This window comes from Pseudomonas sp. A39 (assembly GCF_058145955.1).
On sequence record NZ_JBYVMD010000004.1, the window covers coordinates 42,325 to 58,175 of the forward strand.

The window sequence follows — 15,851 nt, forward strand, 5'->3', positions numbered from 1 at the left end:
ATCGGTAAAAGGGGGAATCAAATGTCCAACACTTCCATGGCGTGCAGCACCTCGGCAATCGCCTTGACCGCTGCCTGCATGCCTGCCGCGTCGACATCGCCGATGCAGCCCACGCGGAAGGTCTCCACCTGGGTCAGCTTGCCTGGATACAGAATGAAACCCTTGGCCTTGACCCGTTCGTAGAAGTCCTTGAACTGGTAGCGCGGGTCTTGCGGCGCATGGAAGGTGACGATGATCGGCGCCTGGATGGCGGCCGGCAGGAAGCTGCGCACGCCCAGTTCGGCCATGCCGTCGAGCAGCGCCTGACAGTTGCTGGCGTAGCGTTTATGCCGCGCGGGCAGGCCGCCTTCTTCCTGGTATTGCAGCAGCGCTTCGTGCAGGGCGGCGACCACATGGGTCGGCGGCGTGAAGCGCCATTGGCCGGTCTTGGCCATGTAGCTGTGCTGGTCGAACAGGTCCATTGCCAGGGAGTGGCAGTTGCCTTGGGCGGCGGCCAGCGCCTGTTTGTCGGCGAAGACGAACCCCATGCCCGGCACGCCCTCCAGGCACTTGCCGGAGGCGGCGACCAGTGCGTCGAACGGGACTTCGCGGGCATCGATCGGCAGCGCGCCGAAGGAACTCATGGCGTCGATGATCAGGCGTTTGCCGTGGGTTTTAACGACCTGGGCGATCTCCGGCAGCGGGTTGAGAATGCCGGTGCTGGTTTCGCAGTGGATCAGGGCGACGTGGGTGATGGCCGGGTCGGCCTGTAGCAGGCGGTCCACATCGGCAGCGGTGGTCGGTTCGTCCTCGGCGGTTTCAAAGGTGCTGAAGGCGCGGCCCAGTACTTCGCAGATTTTCGCCAGGCGCTTGCCATAGGCGCCGTTGATCAGCACCAGCACCTTGCCGTCACGCGGGACCAGCGTGCCGATGGCCGCTTCGACGGCGAAGGTGCCGCTGCCTTGCAATGGCACGCAGTGGTGGCTGTCGACGCCATCGATGATCGCCAGCAATTGTTCGCAGACGCTGGCGGTGAGTTGGTTGAAGCGGTCGTCCCATGAACCCCAGTCCACCAACATGGCCTGGCGGGTGCGGGCGGATGTGGTCAGCGGGCCGGGCGTGAGCAGGAGGGGCGCGGTCATTGCAAATCCTCGTAAAGCCGTTGAGTCAAGCTACGGCGCCTAAATTGCAGTTTGGCTTGTCATCAATCAAATTGTTTGTTGTTATGCGAGCTATCAGTGAGGCCGATAGCCATGAACCTGTTCCAACTGCGTGCATTCGATGCCGTGGCCCGTGAGGGCAGCTTTACCCGCGCGGCGGCGCGGTTGTTTATCAGCCAGCCGGCGGTGACCGGACACATCAAGGCCCTAGAAGAGCATTACCAGATCCCGTTGCTGCGCCGCACCGCGCGACGTGTCGAGTTGACGGAAGAGGGCGCACGCCTCGCGGCGATCACCCGGGCGATCTTTGGCCTGGTGGATGAAGCTCAGACCTTGCTGGAGGCCAACCGCCAATTGCTCACCGGGCGCCTGGAAGTGGCGGCTGACGGACCGCACCTAGTGATGCCGATGATCGCCAGCCTGCGTGCGCGTTACCCTGGGATCACCGTGAACCTGCGCCTGGGCAATGCCCAGGAAACCCTGGCCGCACTGTTGTCCGAACATGCGGACGTGGCGGTGCTGACCGAGGTGGAACCGCGCAATGGTTTGCACCTGCAACCCTTGAGCGAGTCGCGTATCTGCGCATTGGTGCCGGCGGGCCATGCGTGGGCCAAGTCGGCGGCAGGTATCCGCCTGGAGCAGTTGCATGAGGTGATCATGGTGCTGCGCGAGCCCAGTTCCATCACTCGTCGCACCTTTGACAACGCCTGCGTGGCGGCGGGTGTGCAGCCCAAGGTGCTGCTGGAATTGGACAGTCGCGAGGCGGTCAGCGAGGCCGTCGCCGCCGCGTTGGGGGTTGGGGTGGTGTCGTCGATGGAGGTCAGCCCGGACCCACGGGTGCAAGCGATTCCCCTGCACGCTGATGGGCTGGTCAATCGGCACATGCTCGGTTGCCTGGAGCGGCGCCGCTCGTTGCGCCTGATCCAGGCCTTTTTCGCGTTGACGCCCTGATCGGTTTTTGGTGGAACGATGTGTTCTTGCGCTATAAACTCTGCCCCCAAAGCGCCGGCCAGTAGACGTTTCGGCGCGATGGACGAATAGAGAGTGAGTCATGGGCGCACAGTGGAAAGTCAAACATAAAGAAGCGGCATCCAATGCCAAGGGCAAGATCTTCGGCAAGCTGGTGAAAGAAATCACCATCGCCGCCCGCAACGGTGCCGACACCGCGACCAACGCCCACTTGCGTCTGGTGGTGGAACAGGCCAAAAAGGCCTCGATGCCCAAGGAAACCCTGGAACGCGCCATCAAGAAAGGCGCCGGTCTGCTCGGCGAAACCGTGCAGTACCACCGCGTGACCTATGAAGGGTTCGCCCCGCATCAGGTGCCGCTGATCGTTGAGTGCGTGACCGACAACATCAACCGCACCGTGGCGGAAATCCGCGTAGCGTTCCGCAAGGGCCAACTCGGTGCCTCTGGTTCCGTGGCCTGGGATTTCAACCACGTCGGCCTGATCGAAGCCTCGCCGGACAGCCCGGACGCCGACCCGGAAATGGCCGCTATCGAAGCCGGCGCACAGGATTTTGAAGACGGCGAAGAAGAGGGCACCACCCTGTTCATCACTGAGACCACCGACCTCGATGCCGTACAGAAAGCCTTGCCTGAGCAGGGTTTCACTGTGCTGTCGGCCAAGCTGGGTTATATCTCGAAGAACCCGGTGAGCGGTTTGAGCGATGAGCAGATGGCGGAAGTGGAAGCCTTCCTGGAAGGCTTGGACAACCACGATGACGTGCAGGATATGTTCGTCGGCCTGGCTGGCTGAAACACGGTAAAAAATGTGGGAGGGAGCTTGCCCCCGATGGCGGTGTGTCAGTCGATTCCTCAGGTGACTGATTCAGCACCATCGGGGCCTCGGTATCTACACCATTCTGGGTATGGCGGCGGACCTGTGGCGAGGGAGCTTGCTCCCGTGGCGGCCTGACAGCCGAGCGCCATCTAACGGTTAGGCCGCGATCCAAATGTGGGAGGGGGCTTGCCCCCGATAGCGGTGTGTCAGTCGATTCCTCAGGTGACTGGTTCAGCGCCATCGGGGCCTCGGTATCTACACCATTCTGGGTATGGCGCTGGACCTGTGGCGAGGGAGCTTGCTCTCGCCGGCGGCCTGACAGCCGAGCGCCATCTAACGGTTAGACCGCGATCCAAATGTGGGAGGGGGCTTGCCCCCGATAGCGGTGTGTCAGTCGATTCCTCAGGTGACTGATTCAGCGCCATCGGGGCCTCGGTATCTACACCACTCTGTGTATGGCGCTGGACCTGTGGCGAGGGAGCTTGCTCCCGTTGGCGGCCTGGTAGACGATCAGGATGTTGGATCAGACCGGGTACATATCCGTTATTTAGGTAACGGCCGCTATGGGTTCCGCCCCTACGGCGGCTCACTTTTGAAAAGCGCAAAAGTAAGCAAAACGCTCTTGCCCCAACACTCGGCACCTCGCTCACGCTCGGTGTGCCCGTAATCCGACAGGTATTTGGGGGGCCGCCGCCACGCGCCATCCATGGCGCGGGGCGGCTAAACCGGCATCCCTGCCGGTTTACCCCCCAAATCCCTGTCGAATTCCGGCCAGCGTGTTTGACGGGGCGCCTCAGATCAAAAGCGAGATCAAGATCACGATCAAGAGCGGCTCGCTTCGCATCGTGGTTACGCTCTATGCGCCGACAGCGGTCTGTCAGTCAGCTTGGTTGTAGCTGACCCGCCGACATCGCAGGTAAGCCAGCTCCCCCATTTGGATTGGGTTTCAGCCCCGGTTCAGCAGTAATTCGATTTCATCGAACCCCGGCCGCGCCAATACATCGGGCTGACAGCAGCTTATTTGCAGCGCGATCAGTCCATCACTCACCTGATCCTCAACCCGCTCCAACAACTCCCCCAGCAACACGCCGAACGCCCGCACTTCAATACGCTGCAACGCTTTGGTCTCCAGGGTTTCCGCCGTGGCATGGAACGACGCCGCGCCAAAATCCCCCAGCAGGCAGTCCCCCGCTTCATTCCAGAGGATATTGTGGCCATACAGGTCGCCATGGGTGATGCCATGCCGATGCAGATGCGCGCCTACCGACGCGACCCCGCGTGCCATGCGCAGCGCCACTTCAAGGCTGAAGCAAGCGCCCGTTTCGTAGATGTCGCGTGTGCACGAGGCCAGGCTCGGCAAGGCCGCGAGGTTGCGGTAGCTCGGGTTGATCAGCTCCATCACCAGTGCGGCCTGGTCGTCAGGGTGGCCGACAACGCGGCCCTCGACCTTGATCAGGTTGGGGTGCAAGCCGGCGGCAATGCAGGCCTGCATTTCGTGCAGCGGCGAGCCATCACTGGTGATGCTGCCTTTATACAGTTTGACGGCGACGGCTTTGCCCGACGGTTTCCACAGCGCTTTACGGATGACGCCGGAAGCGCCTTCGCCGAGGACTTCGGCCAGTGCCAGGTCGGACCAGGGAATATTCGCGGTAGTCTCATCGCCCGGCACCTCGACGGCCATTTCCACCGGGTTACCGGCATAGGCCAGCCAGGTCAGGCTGGGCAGCGTCAGCAGCCACTGCGGTAACCGGGTGAAGCGGTTGGAGGCAATGCGGAGTAATTCGAGGTTGTGGCAGTTGGCCAGGCTTTCCGGCAGGTGCGTCAGCTCGTTGCCGGCCAGCATCAGCTTTTGCAGGAGTGGCCGTTCGCCCAATTCACTCGGCAACTGGCTGATGCGGTTATCGGTCAGGATCAGCCAGCGCAGCAGGGGCGGCAATGCCGCGGCGGGCACGTGGCTGATCCGGTTGGCCTTGAACCCGATCATGCTCAGCTTGGCGCACTGGCCCAGGCTGGCCGGCAGCTCGGTGAACAGGTTGTCCGAGCAGAACAGCACGCGCAGGTGCGGCAGGCGGTGCAGGTCGTCGGGCAGGCGGCTCAGGGCGTTACCGCTGAGGTTGAGGATTTCCAGGGAGTCGGCCAGTTCGAAGATTTCCCGGGGGAATTCGGTCAGCCCGCAGGACAGGTCCAGGCGCGTGATGCCGGCCAATTGGCCGGCCTTGAGTTGGGCGAGGGTATTCATGAACGGCGCGGTCACTCGGCAAGAAGGCGTAAATGGCGCTCATGATACCGGGTCGGGCACCGGTTGCGGGCAGGTCTGTTGCAGCTGCCCGAGACGGCTGGCAGTACGGGCGAGGTCGATGGCCTGGCCGCCCAAGGCGATGTCGAGGGGCTGCTCACCGATAAGCACCAGGTGCTTGTCCCGGTCGTAGAGCACGTCCACCAAGTTGATAAACCGCTGTTGCACGGCAATCGGACACTCCGCCAGTTGAGGCAGGCCGTCGATGACCCAGTGATCGTAGTCCTGGCACAGCAGCAGGTAGTCCATGACCGCCGTGAGTTGTTCGCACAGGTCGTTGAACGTGAAGGCAACGCTGCGTCCCGCGTGGCGCCGGCACATCAAGGTCCGGTGGCCGACGGCCAAGGGCTGGGGCGGGCAGTCCGCAGCGGGCAGATCAAGTGCTGCACGCTGGCTTGCGGTTCCCGGCCATACGTACTGACCGCTGGTAAAACGTTGCGCGCTCTGCGCCTGGGGCAGGCTGCGAAAGTCCTGCGGCGAGCTGACCTCCAGCACCTCCATGCGCGCGTCGATCAGGTCGATCACCGGCTTGAATCGCTCGTGGTACAGGGGGTTGGGCAGCAAGCCCTGCGGCGCATAGTTGGACGTCACCAGCACCAGCACACCGCGCTCGAACAAGGCCTTGAACAGCCGCGTGATCAGCATGGCATCGCCGATATCGTGGACGTGGAATTCGTCGAAACACAGCACCTGGCAATCTGCCAGCCGTTCATCGAGGGCCACGGCCAGGGCATCGTCCTGCTCACGGTGGGTGAACATGTCGCGATGCAGTTGGGCGAAAAAGTCATGGAAGTGCACGCGCTGCTTCTGCGCAATCGGCAACGCCTGGAAAAAACCGTCCAGCAGCCAGCTTTTGCCGCGTCCCACCGGTCCGTGCAGGTACAGGCTGCGGGCGGGTTGGCCGGCGAGCAAGTGCTGGGTTTCCCGGGCCAATGCTGCAATGGCTTGGGTTTGACCGGTGCTGAGGGTGTAACCCTGTTGTTCGGCCTTTTGCTGAAAGAACGCGGGGAGGGGCGAGGCGTCGAGGGGGGCGGTGTGTTTACCGAGCAGGCGACGGATCAAGGAAAGCGCGGCCAATGCAAGTCACTCTATAGTTCAGTGGTTGCTCACTTTAGGGCGCTCGCCGCGTTTTGACCAATAGAGAAGGGCGTTGCCCGCTATCTCGAAAAAGCCTGTCACGAAGGTAATCCTGTCCAGACTGGCAGTTTCTCGCTGAGTGTCTAACCTCCTACAAAGGAGTAATTCCTGTACAAGGATTTGGGGCAGTGAAGGGACGAGCAGTATTGGCAGTCATGGGCGCGATGCTCTGCAGCACGGCTTACGGCGCACAACTCCAGGTGGAGGTGCGTATCGACGTGCAGCGGGGCTGTCAGTTGGTGGGTACCACCCGCGAGGCTGGCATCGAGCAACTGGGTATCTTGGATTTCGGCAGCGGCCCGCGTCTCAACGACCCGGCCGGGCCCTTGAGTGCGGCGTTGATCAGCCAGCGCCAGCCGCGCCTGGAGTGCAACCCCGACACGCCGTATCAAGTGCGCGTGGACGGTGGCCTGCATGGCGGCACCGGTGAAGTGCGCTACCTGAGCGCCACCCCTTCGACCCAACCCATTCCCTATCGCCTGTATGCCGACGCCGCGCGGCGCGTGCCGTTGCCGGTGGACGTGCCGCTGAGCGGCCGGGTGCCGGACGCAGGCTTTGTTGACCTGCCGCTTTACGGCCGCATTGAACCGCTCAAAGACATCCCCGCCGTCGGCCGCTACACCGACCTGCTCAAGGTGACGGTGACATGGTAAGCCGCTGCATGGCCCTGGTGGTCATCGGCGGCCTGCTGGTGCTGGCGGATGACGCGCAGGCGGCTGCCGCCACCGGGCTGATCCAGGCGCGGCTGGTGATCACCGCCAGTTGCGAAGTGAGCAAAGGGGTTGAAAGCGCGCCGGTCAACCCCACGGGCGGCACGGCGATGCTCGACTTCGGCAGCCAAGGTCCGACCTGGAGCAACCCGCTGGGCGCTGGCGTCACCGCGGGCGACAAGGCGCCACTGGCGGTGTCGTGCAACCCCTCGGTCTCGAGCTTCACCGTGACCATCGACGGCGGTACCAACGGCGATGGCACCACCCGGCGCCTGAGCAATGGGCGCCAGATGATTCCTTATCGCCTGTCCGCCGACCCGCAGGGTCACAGCACCTACAGCATCGGGCAGCAACACAATTTTGTCGTGGCCAAGGGCACCCAGATACCGATCCCGGTGTTTGGCTCCGTGGTCGCCAATACCAGTGCCTTACCGGCAGGGATCTACACCGACACGTTGACGGTGACACTGGACTGGTAACTCAAGAGGATGGAAACCATGCATGTACTTGTTTCTCGATTAGGCGTTTGCGCGCTGGGCCTGGCGATGGCCTCCAGCCTCAACGCGGCAACCACGGTGACCGGGCAGATCACGTCCAGCCTGATATTGATCTCCAGCTGCCAGGTCAACGGCTCTGGAGCGGCCGCCGGCCTGAACTTCGGTAGCTTGAACTTCGGCACCACCAACAGCTTGTTCACCAACGCCGATGCGCAGTTGCTCGGCGGTACCGGCACGGGTGGCGGATTGTCGATCCTGTGTTCCAGTGGCACCACGCCAGCCGTCAAGGTGCGCGCCGGTGCGCATGACGGCGCTTCCCCAGGCGGCAGCCGTGCGCTGGCCGACGGTGCGGGCAACTTCGTGCCTTACGACTTCTACACCGACAGCGGCCACTCCGCGTTGTTGGCGATCGACGGCGTGATCACCCTCGCCGCCAGTACCGGCGTGGCGCAGACCGTCAGCCTCTACGGTCGGGCGGTGGGCAAGGCGGGGCTGCCGGCAGGCACCTACACCGACACCGTGGCCGTGGAACTGACGTTCTAGCGATGTGGTTCAGAGCGTTGCTGGCCTGTGCGCTGGCGGTGCCGCTGCCGTTATCGGCGGTGACCAGCCAGAGCTTCCAGGTGAGCGCGACCATCACCCCTGGCTGCCTGATTGTGGGCGGGAGCTCCAATTACGGCGCGCTGACCTACGGCAGTCATTCGGCCCTGGCGACCAGCACCGTCACGGCGGCGCTGACAGCGGGCGTCACGTTGCAATGCACGCCGGGGGTGGCGCTGAGCATGAGCGTCGACGGCGGGCTGCACAGCAGCACCGGGCGCAATTTGCAGCTCAACAGCGGCAGTGCGCGGGTGGCGTATCAGTTATTTCGGGATGCGGCGTTCAGCCAGAGCCTGGGGATCGGCCAGAGCGTCAACGTGGCTTACAGCGATGCGAACACCATCAGCCTGCCGATCTACGGGCGGGTGCAATTGCCGGGCAATCAGCCTGGGGGGACGTACAGCGACACGCTGCAAGTGCAGCTGACGTGGTAAGGCTATTGGTATAAGGAGTGGGGTTATGCGTTCACCTTCCCGGCGGCTGTGGGCCGCGGGTCTTGCCTTGAGTGCCGCGTGCACGGCAGGGCTAGTGCAAGCGGCCAGCTCGGTGCTGATCTGGCCCATCGATCCGGTGCTGGAGGCCGATCAACAGGCCAGCGCACTGTGGCTGGAAAACCGTGGGACCGAAACTGCGAGCTTGCAGATTCGCGTCTTTGCCTGGAGCCAGAGCGGCTTCGACGAGCAATACCAAAACCAGCGCGAGGTGATCGGCAGCCCGCCCGTGGCGCGGATCGAGCCGGGGCAGAAACAACTGGTACGCCTGACGCGCACCCGTGAAGTGCCGCCGGGGCAAGAGTTGGCCTACCGCATCATCATCGATGAAATCCCTTCACCCTTGCAGGTGCCCACGCCGCCGGAAGGCAAGAACACGGCAGCGGCGATCCGCTTTCAGATGCGTTATTCGGTGCCGCTGTTTGCCTACGGCGCGGGCCTGTGGAGCAAGGACGACAGCACGCGCCAGCGCGACCCCAAGGGCGCCGGCAAACCGGAGCTGAGTTGGCACAAGGTCACGGTGGCAGGGCGCAACTACATCGAAGTGCGCAACCAGGGCGCCGTGCATGCGCGCCTCACCGATGCGTCATTCAAGCAGGGTGGGCAGACGCGGCCGTTGGTGGACGGCCTGTTGGGCTACGTACTGCCGGGCGCAACCATGCGCTGGCCGGTGCCGGATACGTTGTCGGCCGACCAGCCGCTGCAGGTCAGGATCAACGGTGCGCCGCAATTGGAGAACCTGGCGCCGAAGCGATAACCGCAGGGTAGCGGGGCTGGGAAGCCCCGGGTTTTAAACGGATGGAGATGTCCATTGAAGGACACAACGCCATGATGAGTCGTGGTCTGGCTCGTGGTATATGGCTGTCGGTGGTAAGCGGGCTGGGCGGCGCAATAATTGCGCTTCCGGGCGTGGCTGGCGACCTGCCACCGCCCCCGAGCAGTATGGAGGCTGTCGCCGATGCACAGTTGTTTCTGGAGTTGGTGGTCAACCAGATGGACACCGGCCGTGTTATTGCGGTCGATCAACGGGCCGGGCAACTCTACGTGCCGGCCAGTGCGCTGCAGGATGTGGGCATGAAGCTGCCCGGTGAACCGAGTGGCAGTGTGGCGCTGGACCAGATCCCCGGCCTGCACAGCGAGTACGACAGCCATGGACAGCGCCTGTTGCTGGATGTGCCACCGTCGTGGCTGCAGGCGCAATTCATCGGCAACCGCAACACCTATCCGCGTACCCAGGCGATGAGCAGCTTCGGCGCCTTGCTCAACTATGACCTGTATTTCAACGACACCGACGAAGGCGGCAGCTACCTCGCCGCCTGGAACGAAGTGCGCCTGTTCGACAACTGGGGCACTTTGTCCAATACCGGTCAGTACCGCCAGACCCTGGCCGATGGGGTCGGCAGCAGTACGCTCAACAACGGCTACCGGCGCTACGACACCACCTGGCGTTTCTCCGATGATGAGCAGCTGCTGACCTACGAGGCCGGTGACGTGATCAGCGGCGCCTTGCCTTGGAGCAGTTCGGTGCGCCTGGGCGGCGTGCAACTGTCGCGGGACTTTGCGGTGCGCCCGGACCTGGTGACCTATCCTTTGCCGCAATTTGCCGGTGAGGCTGCGGTGCCATCGTCGGTGGACCTGTTTATCAACGGCTACAAGTCCGACAGCGCACTGCTGCAACCAGGGCCTTACACGCTGACCAATGTGCCGTTTATCAACGGAGCGGGCGAAGCCGTGGTGGTGACCACCGACGCCCTGGGTCGCCAGGTCTCGACCACCGTGCCGTTCTATGTGACCAGCACGTTGCTGCAACAGGGTCTGACGGATTTCTCGGTGGCCGCCGGTACCTTGCGCCGGGAGTACGCCCTGAAGGATTTTGCCTACGGGTCAGGTGTGGCCAGCGGCACCTTTCGTTATGGGTATTCCGACAACCTGACCTTGGAAACCCATGCCGAAGCGTCCAGCGACCTGACCCTGGGCGGCCTGGGCGGCAACCTGCGGCTGGGCAACTTCGGCGTGCTCAACACGGCCGTCAGTCAAAGCCAGTTCGAAGGCCGCACCGGCCAGCAACTGAGCCTGGGGTATCAGTACAACAGCACGCGCTACAGCCTGTCCTATCAGCGGGTGGAGCGACACGAAGCGTACGCCGACCTGACCCTGGTCGACACGCCTTACGCCAGCCTCAGCAAGCGCAGCGAGCAGGTAACCCTGAGCCTCAACCTTGAGCGTTTCGGCAGCCTGGGTGTGGGGTATTTCGACGTGCAGGCGGCGGACGATTCGCGCACGCGCCTGCTCAACCTGAGCTGGAGCAAACCGCTGTGGCGCAACACCAGTTTCTACCTGTCGGCCAACCGTGAGATCGGCGACAGCAACTGGGCGATGCAGGCGCAACTGGTGATTCCGTTTGATCTCAACGGCAGCCTGGCCCTGAGCACCGAGCGCAGCAAGGAGGGCGCCAGCCGCCAGCGCCTCAACTACAGTCACGCGGTGCCCAGCGAAGGCGGGGTAGGCTACAACCTCGGTTATGCCCAGGGCGCTGGCCCGGCGTACCGGCAGGCCGACCTGACGTGGCGCTTGCAATCGGTGCAGTTGCAGGCTGGCGTATACGGCAGCAGCGATGCCGAGACGCGTTGGGCGGATGCCAGTGGCTCGCTGGTGTGGATGGGCGGCGACGCCTTTGCCGCCAACCGCATCAACGATGCCTTTGTGGTGGTGAGTACCCAGGGGTTCGCCGGGATTCCGGTGCGCTACGAGAACCAGTTGGTGGGCGAAACCGACCGCAACGGCCATCTTCTGGTGCCGTGGAGCAGCGCGTATTACCGCGCCAAGTATGAAATCGATCCGCTGAACCTGCCGCTCAACGTGCAGAGCCCGAATGTGGAACAGCGTGTGTCGGTGCGGCGTGGCAGCGGCTACCTGCTGGAGTTTCCATTGCGCCGGGTACTCGCGGCCAGCGTCACCCTGGTGGACACCCAGCATCAGGAGTTGCCCCTGGGCAGCCTGGTGGTGCACGAGCAAAGCAACCAGCAGGCGGTGGTCGGCTGGGATGGCCTGGTGTACCTGGAAAATCTCTCGGGGCATAACACCCTGCACGTCACGCTGGGCGAAGGGCGTACCTGCCAGGCGCGGTTTGATATCGATGAGCAACAACAGGATGTGCCGCTGATCGGGCCGTTGGTATGCCAATGAGGGGAATGGGGTGGCTGTGTGTCGTGGGCGTAGTGTTTTCGGGCCAGGCCATGGCGCTGTGTTCGGTGGTGACCACGACGCCGGCGAGTTTCGGTTCGATCAGCTCAATGACGGTGCGCACGGCGGCGCAGGCCAGTTCGACGGCAAACGCAGGGTTGAGCTGCGCCTCGGCGTTGATTTCGCTGCTGGTGTCCTCCGACCACTTCTACGCGACGATCACCTCCTCCAACACCGGGATGGTCGGGCCAACCGGCGATGTCATCGGCTATACGATTTACGGCAGCAACAGCACCAGTTTCCCGATAACCAGAGGTACCCAATTTGAATTCGGTGGAGCCGGGGGCATTGCCCAAGGCATCGGTTTGATCGCGGGGCCTGGGACAAAAACCGTCCCGCTGTACCTGAGCAGCATCACCGGCAGCAACGTTGCTGCGGGGTTGTACACCGAGACCTTGAACATTGCCTGGAACTGGAACTACTGCTCGGGGATCGGCATTGGAGGTATCTGCCTGGGCCGCGACATCGGCAGCGGCACGGCAGCGTTGACCGTGAGCATGACCGTCACCAACGACTGCCAGATCACCGCGCCCAATATCAGCTTTGGCAGCGCGCCGGTTGTCAGTGGGTTCTCCACCGTGACCGGGCAGACCAGCATTTCCTGCACCAAAGGCAGCGCCTACAGCGTCGGCCTGAGTGACGGCCAGAACCCGCTCAGCGTGGGCGGGCGACGGCGCATGGTGTCCGGCGGCAACTACCTGGCCTACGACATCTTCAAAAGCGCCGGGACCACCCGCTGGGGCAGCGTGGGCGCAGCGCGTCGCGACAGCTCCACCGCCGAAATCAACCCCGGCAACGGCCTGGGCACCGGTAGCCAGGTGTTCAACTACAACGCCAGGGTCTACACCGACCAGAACACTCCACCCGCGGGTACCTATCTCGACAACGTGGTACTCGACGTGGGCTTTTAGAACGTCTGCATCGGTGGTGTGGGCTGACCCACCGGGCTGACCACCGCATAGTTGTAGCCGGCGCCGGACCAGTATTGGGCCTGCAAGCCATCGGCACTGCGGCTGCCACGGGGCAGGAAGCCGTTTTCGGGACCCGGTGGACGGATGTAGAAACTGATGCGCCGCCCTTGCCGGTCTTCGTACAGCACCATGGCCGCCGCGCCTTGCTCGGTGGTGAGCAAGCGCCCGCTGACCGGCGTGAAGCCCGATGCGCTCAAGTCAGGCAGGCGGTGCGCCTGGTTGAAGTAGCGGTCGAGCCAGGCCTGCATCGTGCCGTCGCCCTGGACCTTGTAGTCGGCGGGCATGATGCCGTCCTGGGCAAACAAGCGGAACGCCTGCATCGCGTCGGCCATTGGCAGCAGGGGCGGTTGGGTGGCTTCACGGGCGTGCCAGCCGCCGAGGCCGCCGAGGCTGACGGCGATCAGCAGCACGGCTGCGGTGGCGACGTGGCGACGCGACTGGTGCTTGATGCGTTGGCGGATGAGCGCCGGGTCCAGGTCCGGGTTGGCCGGCTGTTGCAGCGCACCGCCCAATGCCGCGCGCAGCAACTGTGCATCGTGCTGCCAGGCGTGGACCTGGGCCGCAACGTCCGGGTGGGTGGCCAAATAGGTTTCCAGCACACGGCGATCACTCTCCAGCAGTTGATGATCGACGTAGGCATGCAAATCGCGTTCGCTGGGGGGCAGGCTGATCATTTGAGTCTCCGCAGGGAAGGGCTGGCAATTTCGCCATCACTGAGTTGACGCAGGGCTTGGCGTGCCCGCGACAGGCGCGACATCACGGTACCGATGGGCACCTCGAGGATCTCGGCGACCTCCTTGTAGCTGAAGCCTTCGACGGAGACCCACAGCAGCAGCGCGCGCTGCTCGGTGCTGAGTTGATCGAAGGCTTGCAGGGTCGACTGGGCGATCACCGTGCGTTCCACCGACGGTTGCACATCGTCGCGTCCGGTGAAGAACTCCAGCATGCGTGCGTAGCGCCGGGTGCGGCGGTGGGCATCGAGGAATTGTCGGTAGAGGATCGAGAACAGCCAGGCGCGCAAGTCGCCTTCGATGCGTTTATCGGCCCAACTGATGATCCCCCGCTCCAGGGTCGACTGCACCAGGTCGTCGGCGCTGCTGGCGTTACGGGTCAGGGACACGGCAAAGCGCCGTAGCCTGGGGATGAGTTCACGTAACTGTTCGTCGAGTTCATGCATGGGCGTCTGGCGGGTCACTACGCTGGGACTAGAGAGACGTGCGGCGTTGACGGTTATTCCCTGTGTTGGGAAATAAATCCACGGCCCGGGAATAGAGCGGATCGGCGTTCGTCTTAATGCTCCGACCTTATGTTCACCCCTAAGGCCTTTGGCCCTGGAGTTTCTTCATGGTAGATCACTCATCACCGCCCCGTCCCCCGTTGAGCACTGCGAGCCTGATCGCGCGCCTGGCGGGTATCGGTGCCGTGGTTGCGGTTGTGGCGGGGGCATTTGCCTACGTCAATGGCACCCTCGACCCACAGCGCCTGCGCCCGAAAACCTTGGTCAACGCTCTGGAAACCAACAATGGCGTGCACCCCGGCTTCCGACGTAACCATGCCAAGGGCGTGTGCGTGGCGGGGTATTTCGAGAGCAGTGCCGAAGCCCGCGCCTACTCCAGCGCCCAGGTGTTCAGCGCGGCCAAGACCCCGCTGATCGGTCGGTTTGCGTTGCCCAGCGGCAACCCCTATGCGCCGGACAGCAGTGTACCGATCCGCAGTTTTGCCGTGCAATTCAGCCAGGCCAACGGCCAGCAGTGGCGCACCGGCATGAACAGCATGCCGGTGTTCCCGGTGGGCACGCCCGAGGCGTTCTACCAGATGCTCAAGGCCGGCGCACCGGAGCCCGCCACCGGCAAACCGAACCCGGCGAGTATGCCAGCGTTCTTTGCCGCCCATCCCGAGACCGCGTCGTTTCTGGCATGGGTCAAGACCGCCAAGCCTTCGGCCAGTTATGCGACCGAAACCTACAACGGTATCAATGCGTTTTACCTGGTGGGTGCCGATGGCAAGCGCCAGGCCGTGCGTTGGGGCGTCGTACCCCTGAGTCAAGACGCACCGGGCGATACCGCGCCAGCGGGGAGTGATTTCCTCGAGAAAGACCTGGTACAGCGCCTGTCTGCCGGGCCGCTGCGTTGGCAGTTAAGCATGACCCTGGCCAACCCCGGCGACCCGCTGGACGATGCGAGCAAGGCCTGGACCGGCGAGCATAAGGTCATTAACGCCGGCACCCTGGTCTTGCAAAGCAGCCAGCCGCAAGCGGACGGTGCTTGCCGTGATATCAACTTTGATCCGCTGATTTTGCCCAGTGGCATTGAAGCCTCCAATGACCCCCTGCTGGCGGCACGTTCGGCAGCGTACGCGAGCTCGTACCTGCGCCGTGCCGGTGAAGTCAGCCCGTTGCATAGCGCCCCTCAGGAGTCGAAGCCATGAATGCCCAACCCCGGTTTTTCGCCCCCTTGGCGCGTCTGTTGCACTGGCTGATGGCGCTGATGGTCATCGCCATGCTGTTTATCGGCGCGGGCCTGGCGGCTTCGGTGTCGGAGCGGCATGAGTGGTTGATTCACCTGCACAAGCCGCTGGGTATTGCGATTCTGGCGTTGGTGATCGTGCGGTTGGTGGTGCGTTTTTCCACTCGCCAACCGCCGTTGCCAGCCGACTTGCCGCTGTGGCAAGTGCTGGCGGCCAAGGCGTCCCACCTGGTGCTGTATGCCTTGATGCTGGTGCTGCCGCTGCTGGGTTGGGCAATGATTTCGGCGGCCGGCGACCCGGTGATGCTCAGCAGTTCGGTGCAGTTGCCGGCGCTGGTGGGGGCGAATGCGCCGCTGTTCGCGGTGCTGCGCAAGGCCCACGGGTTTCTCGCCTACCTGTTGTTCCTGACGGTGCTCTTGCACCTGGCGGCGGCGCTGTTCCATGGGTTGGTCCGACGCGATGGCGTGCTGCAAAGCATGACCGGCTCCAAACGCTCCCTGTAGTGAGCGAGCTTGCTC

At 63.5% G+C, this 15,851-nt stretch carries 16 protein-coding genes; 11 read left to right on the plus strand and 5 right to left on the minus strand.

Annotation, left to right across the window (positions count from 1 at the left end):
* Window positions 1-17: 17 nt before the first annotated feature.
* Window positions 18-1,121, minus strand: coding sequence for a 2-aminoethylphosphonate--pyruvate transaminase (locus AC3ZU9_RS04170; protein WP_490090345.1), 1,104 nt, complete (start codon window positions 1,119-1,121; stop codon window positions 18-20).
* A gap of 111 nt (window positions 1,122-1,232) precedes the next feature.
* Between AC3ZU9_RS04170 and AC3ZU9_RS04175 the strand changes: the two genes are divergently transcribed.
* Complete coding sequence (locus tag AC3ZU9_RS04175) at window positions 1,233-2,090, plus strand: LysR substrate-binding domain-containing protein (RefSeq protein WP_122811603.1); 858 nt, start codon at window positions 1,233-1,235, stop codon at window positions 2,088-2,090.
* A 100-nt stretch (window positions 2,091-2,190) separates the two neighbouring features.
* Window positions 2,191-2,898 (plus strand): YebC/PmpR family DNA-binding transcriptional regulator, encoded by a 708-nt coding sequence (locus tag AC3ZU9_RS04180; RefSeq protein ID WP_015884705.1) that lies wholly within the window; start codon window positions 2,191-2,193, stop codon window positions 2,896-2,898.
* Window positions 2,899-3,868: 970 nt separating this feature from the next.
* Here the strand turns inward: AC3ZU9_RS04180 and AC3ZU9_RS04185 are convergent.
* Both AC3ZU9_RS04185 and zapE read right to left on the minus strand, forming a co-directional pair.
* Window positions 3,869-5,161, minus strand: coding sequence for a protein kinase (locus AC3ZU9_RS04185; RefSeq protein WP_490090346.1), 1,293 nt, complete (start codon window positions 5,159-5,161; stop codon window positions 3,869-3,871).
* 39 nt (window positions 5,162-5,200) lie between these two features.
* The gene (gene zapE / locus AC3ZU9_RS04190; protein ID WP_122811602.1) at window positions 5,201-6,295 is read right to left on the minus strand and encodes a cell division protein ZapE; all 1,095 of its coding nucleotides are present in this window, start codon (window positions 6,293-6,295) and stop codon (window positions 5,201-5,203) included.
* A 215-nt stretch (window positions 6,296-6,510) separates the two neighbouring features.
* Here zapE and AC3ZU9_RS04195 point away from each other — a divergent pair, with 215 nt between their 5' ends.
* From AC3ZU9_RS04195 to AC3ZU9_RS04225, 7 genes are all read left to right on the plus strand, one after another.
* On the plus strand, window positions 6,511-7,008 hold the full coding sequence (locus AC3ZU9_RS04195; protein ID WP_490090383.1) for a Csu type fimbrial protein: 498 nt from the start codon (window positions 6,511-6,513) through the stop codon (window positions 7,006-7,008).
* The gene (locus AC3ZU9_RS04200) at window positions 7,002-7,544 is read left to right on the plus strand and encodes a Csu type fimbrial protein (RefSeq protein WP_122811601.1); all 543 of its coding nucleotides are present in this window, start codon (window positions 7,002-7,004) and stop codon (window positions 7,542-7,544) included. The genes AC3ZU9_RS04195 and AC3ZU9_RS04200 overlap by 7 nt, the downstream gene beginning before the upstream one ends.
* A gap of 18 nt (window positions 7,545-7,562) precedes the next feature.
* A complete protein-coding gene (locus AC3ZU9_RS04205; RefSeq protein ID WP_490090347.1) occupies window positions 7,563-8,105 on the plus strand; it encodes a Csu type fimbrial protein in 543 nt (180 codons plus the stop codon).
* 2 nt (window positions 8,106-8,107) lie between these two features.
* On the plus strand, window positions 8,108-8,596 hold the full coding sequence (locus tag AC3ZU9_RS04210; protein ID WP_093541464.1) for a Csu type fimbrial protein: 489 nt from the start codon (window positions 8,108-8,110) through the stop codon (window positions 8,594-8,596).
* A 25-nt stretch (window positions 8,597-8,621) separates the two neighbouring features.
* Window positions 8,622-9,410: a fimbrial biogenesis chaperone gene (locus tag AC3ZU9_RS04215; RefSeq protein ID WP_012725023.1), complete on the plus strand. Its 789-nt coding sequence runs from the start codon at window positions 8,622-8,624 to the stop codon at window positions 9,408-9,410.
* A gap of 71 nt (window positions 9,411-9,481) precedes the next feature.
* On the plus strand, window positions 9,482-11,839 hold the full coding sequence (locus AC3ZU9_RS04220; protein ID WP_046036935.1) for a fimbria/pilus outer membrane usher protein: 2,358 nt from the start codon (window positions 9,482-9,484) through the stop codon (window positions 11,837-11,839).
* On the plus strand, window positions 11,830-12,807 hold the full coding sequence (locus tag AC3ZU9_RS04225) for a Csu type fimbrial protein (protein WP_046035560.1): 978 nt from the start codon (window positions 11,830-11,832) through the stop codon (window positions 12,805-12,807). The genes AC3ZU9_RS04220 and AC3ZU9_RS04225 overlap by 10 nt, the downstream gene beginning before the upstream one ends.
* Here the strand turns inward: AC3ZU9_RS04225 and AC3ZU9_RS04230 are convergent.
* Both AC3ZU9_RS04230 and AC3ZU9_RS04235 read right to left on the minus strand, forming a co-directional pair.
* Window positions 12,804-13,541, minus strand: coding sequence for an anti-sigma factor family protein (locus AC3ZU9_RS04230; RefSeq protein ID WP_490090348.1), 738 nt, complete (start codon window positions 13,539-13,541; stop codon window positions 12,804-12,806). The two genes, AC3ZU9_RS04225 and AC3ZU9_RS04230, sit on opposite strands and share 4 nt — an antisense overlap.
* Window positions 13,538-14,044: a sigma-70 family RNA polymerase sigma factor gene (locus tag AC3ZU9_RS04235; RefSeq protein ID WP_490090349.1), complete on the minus strand. Its 507-nt coding sequence runs from the start codon at window positions 14,042-14,044 to the stop codon at window positions 13,538-13,540. The genes AC3ZU9_RS04230 and AC3ZU9_RS04235 overlap by 4 nt, the downstream gene beginning before the upstream one ends.
* 167 nt (window positions 14,045-14,211) lie before the next feature.
* On the opposite strand from AC3ZU9_RS04235, the gene AC3ZU9_RS04240 reads away from it, so the two are divergent.
* Window positions 14,212-15,294, plus strand: a complete 1,083-nt coding sequence (locus tag AC3ZU9_RS04240) for a catalase family peroxidase (RefSeq protein WP_093541471.1) — start codon at window positions 14,212-14,214, stop codon at window positions 15,292-15,294.
* Complete coding sequence (locus AC3ZU9_RS04245) at window positions 15,291-15,836, plus strand: cytochrome b (RefSeq protein ID WP_046035557.1); 546 nt, start codon at window positions 15,291-15,293, stop codon at window positions 15,834-15,836. The genes AC3ZU9_RS04240 and AC3ZU9_RS04245 overlap by 4 nt, the downstream gene beginning before the upstream one ends.
* Window positions 15,837-15,851: the final 15 nt, after the last annotated feature.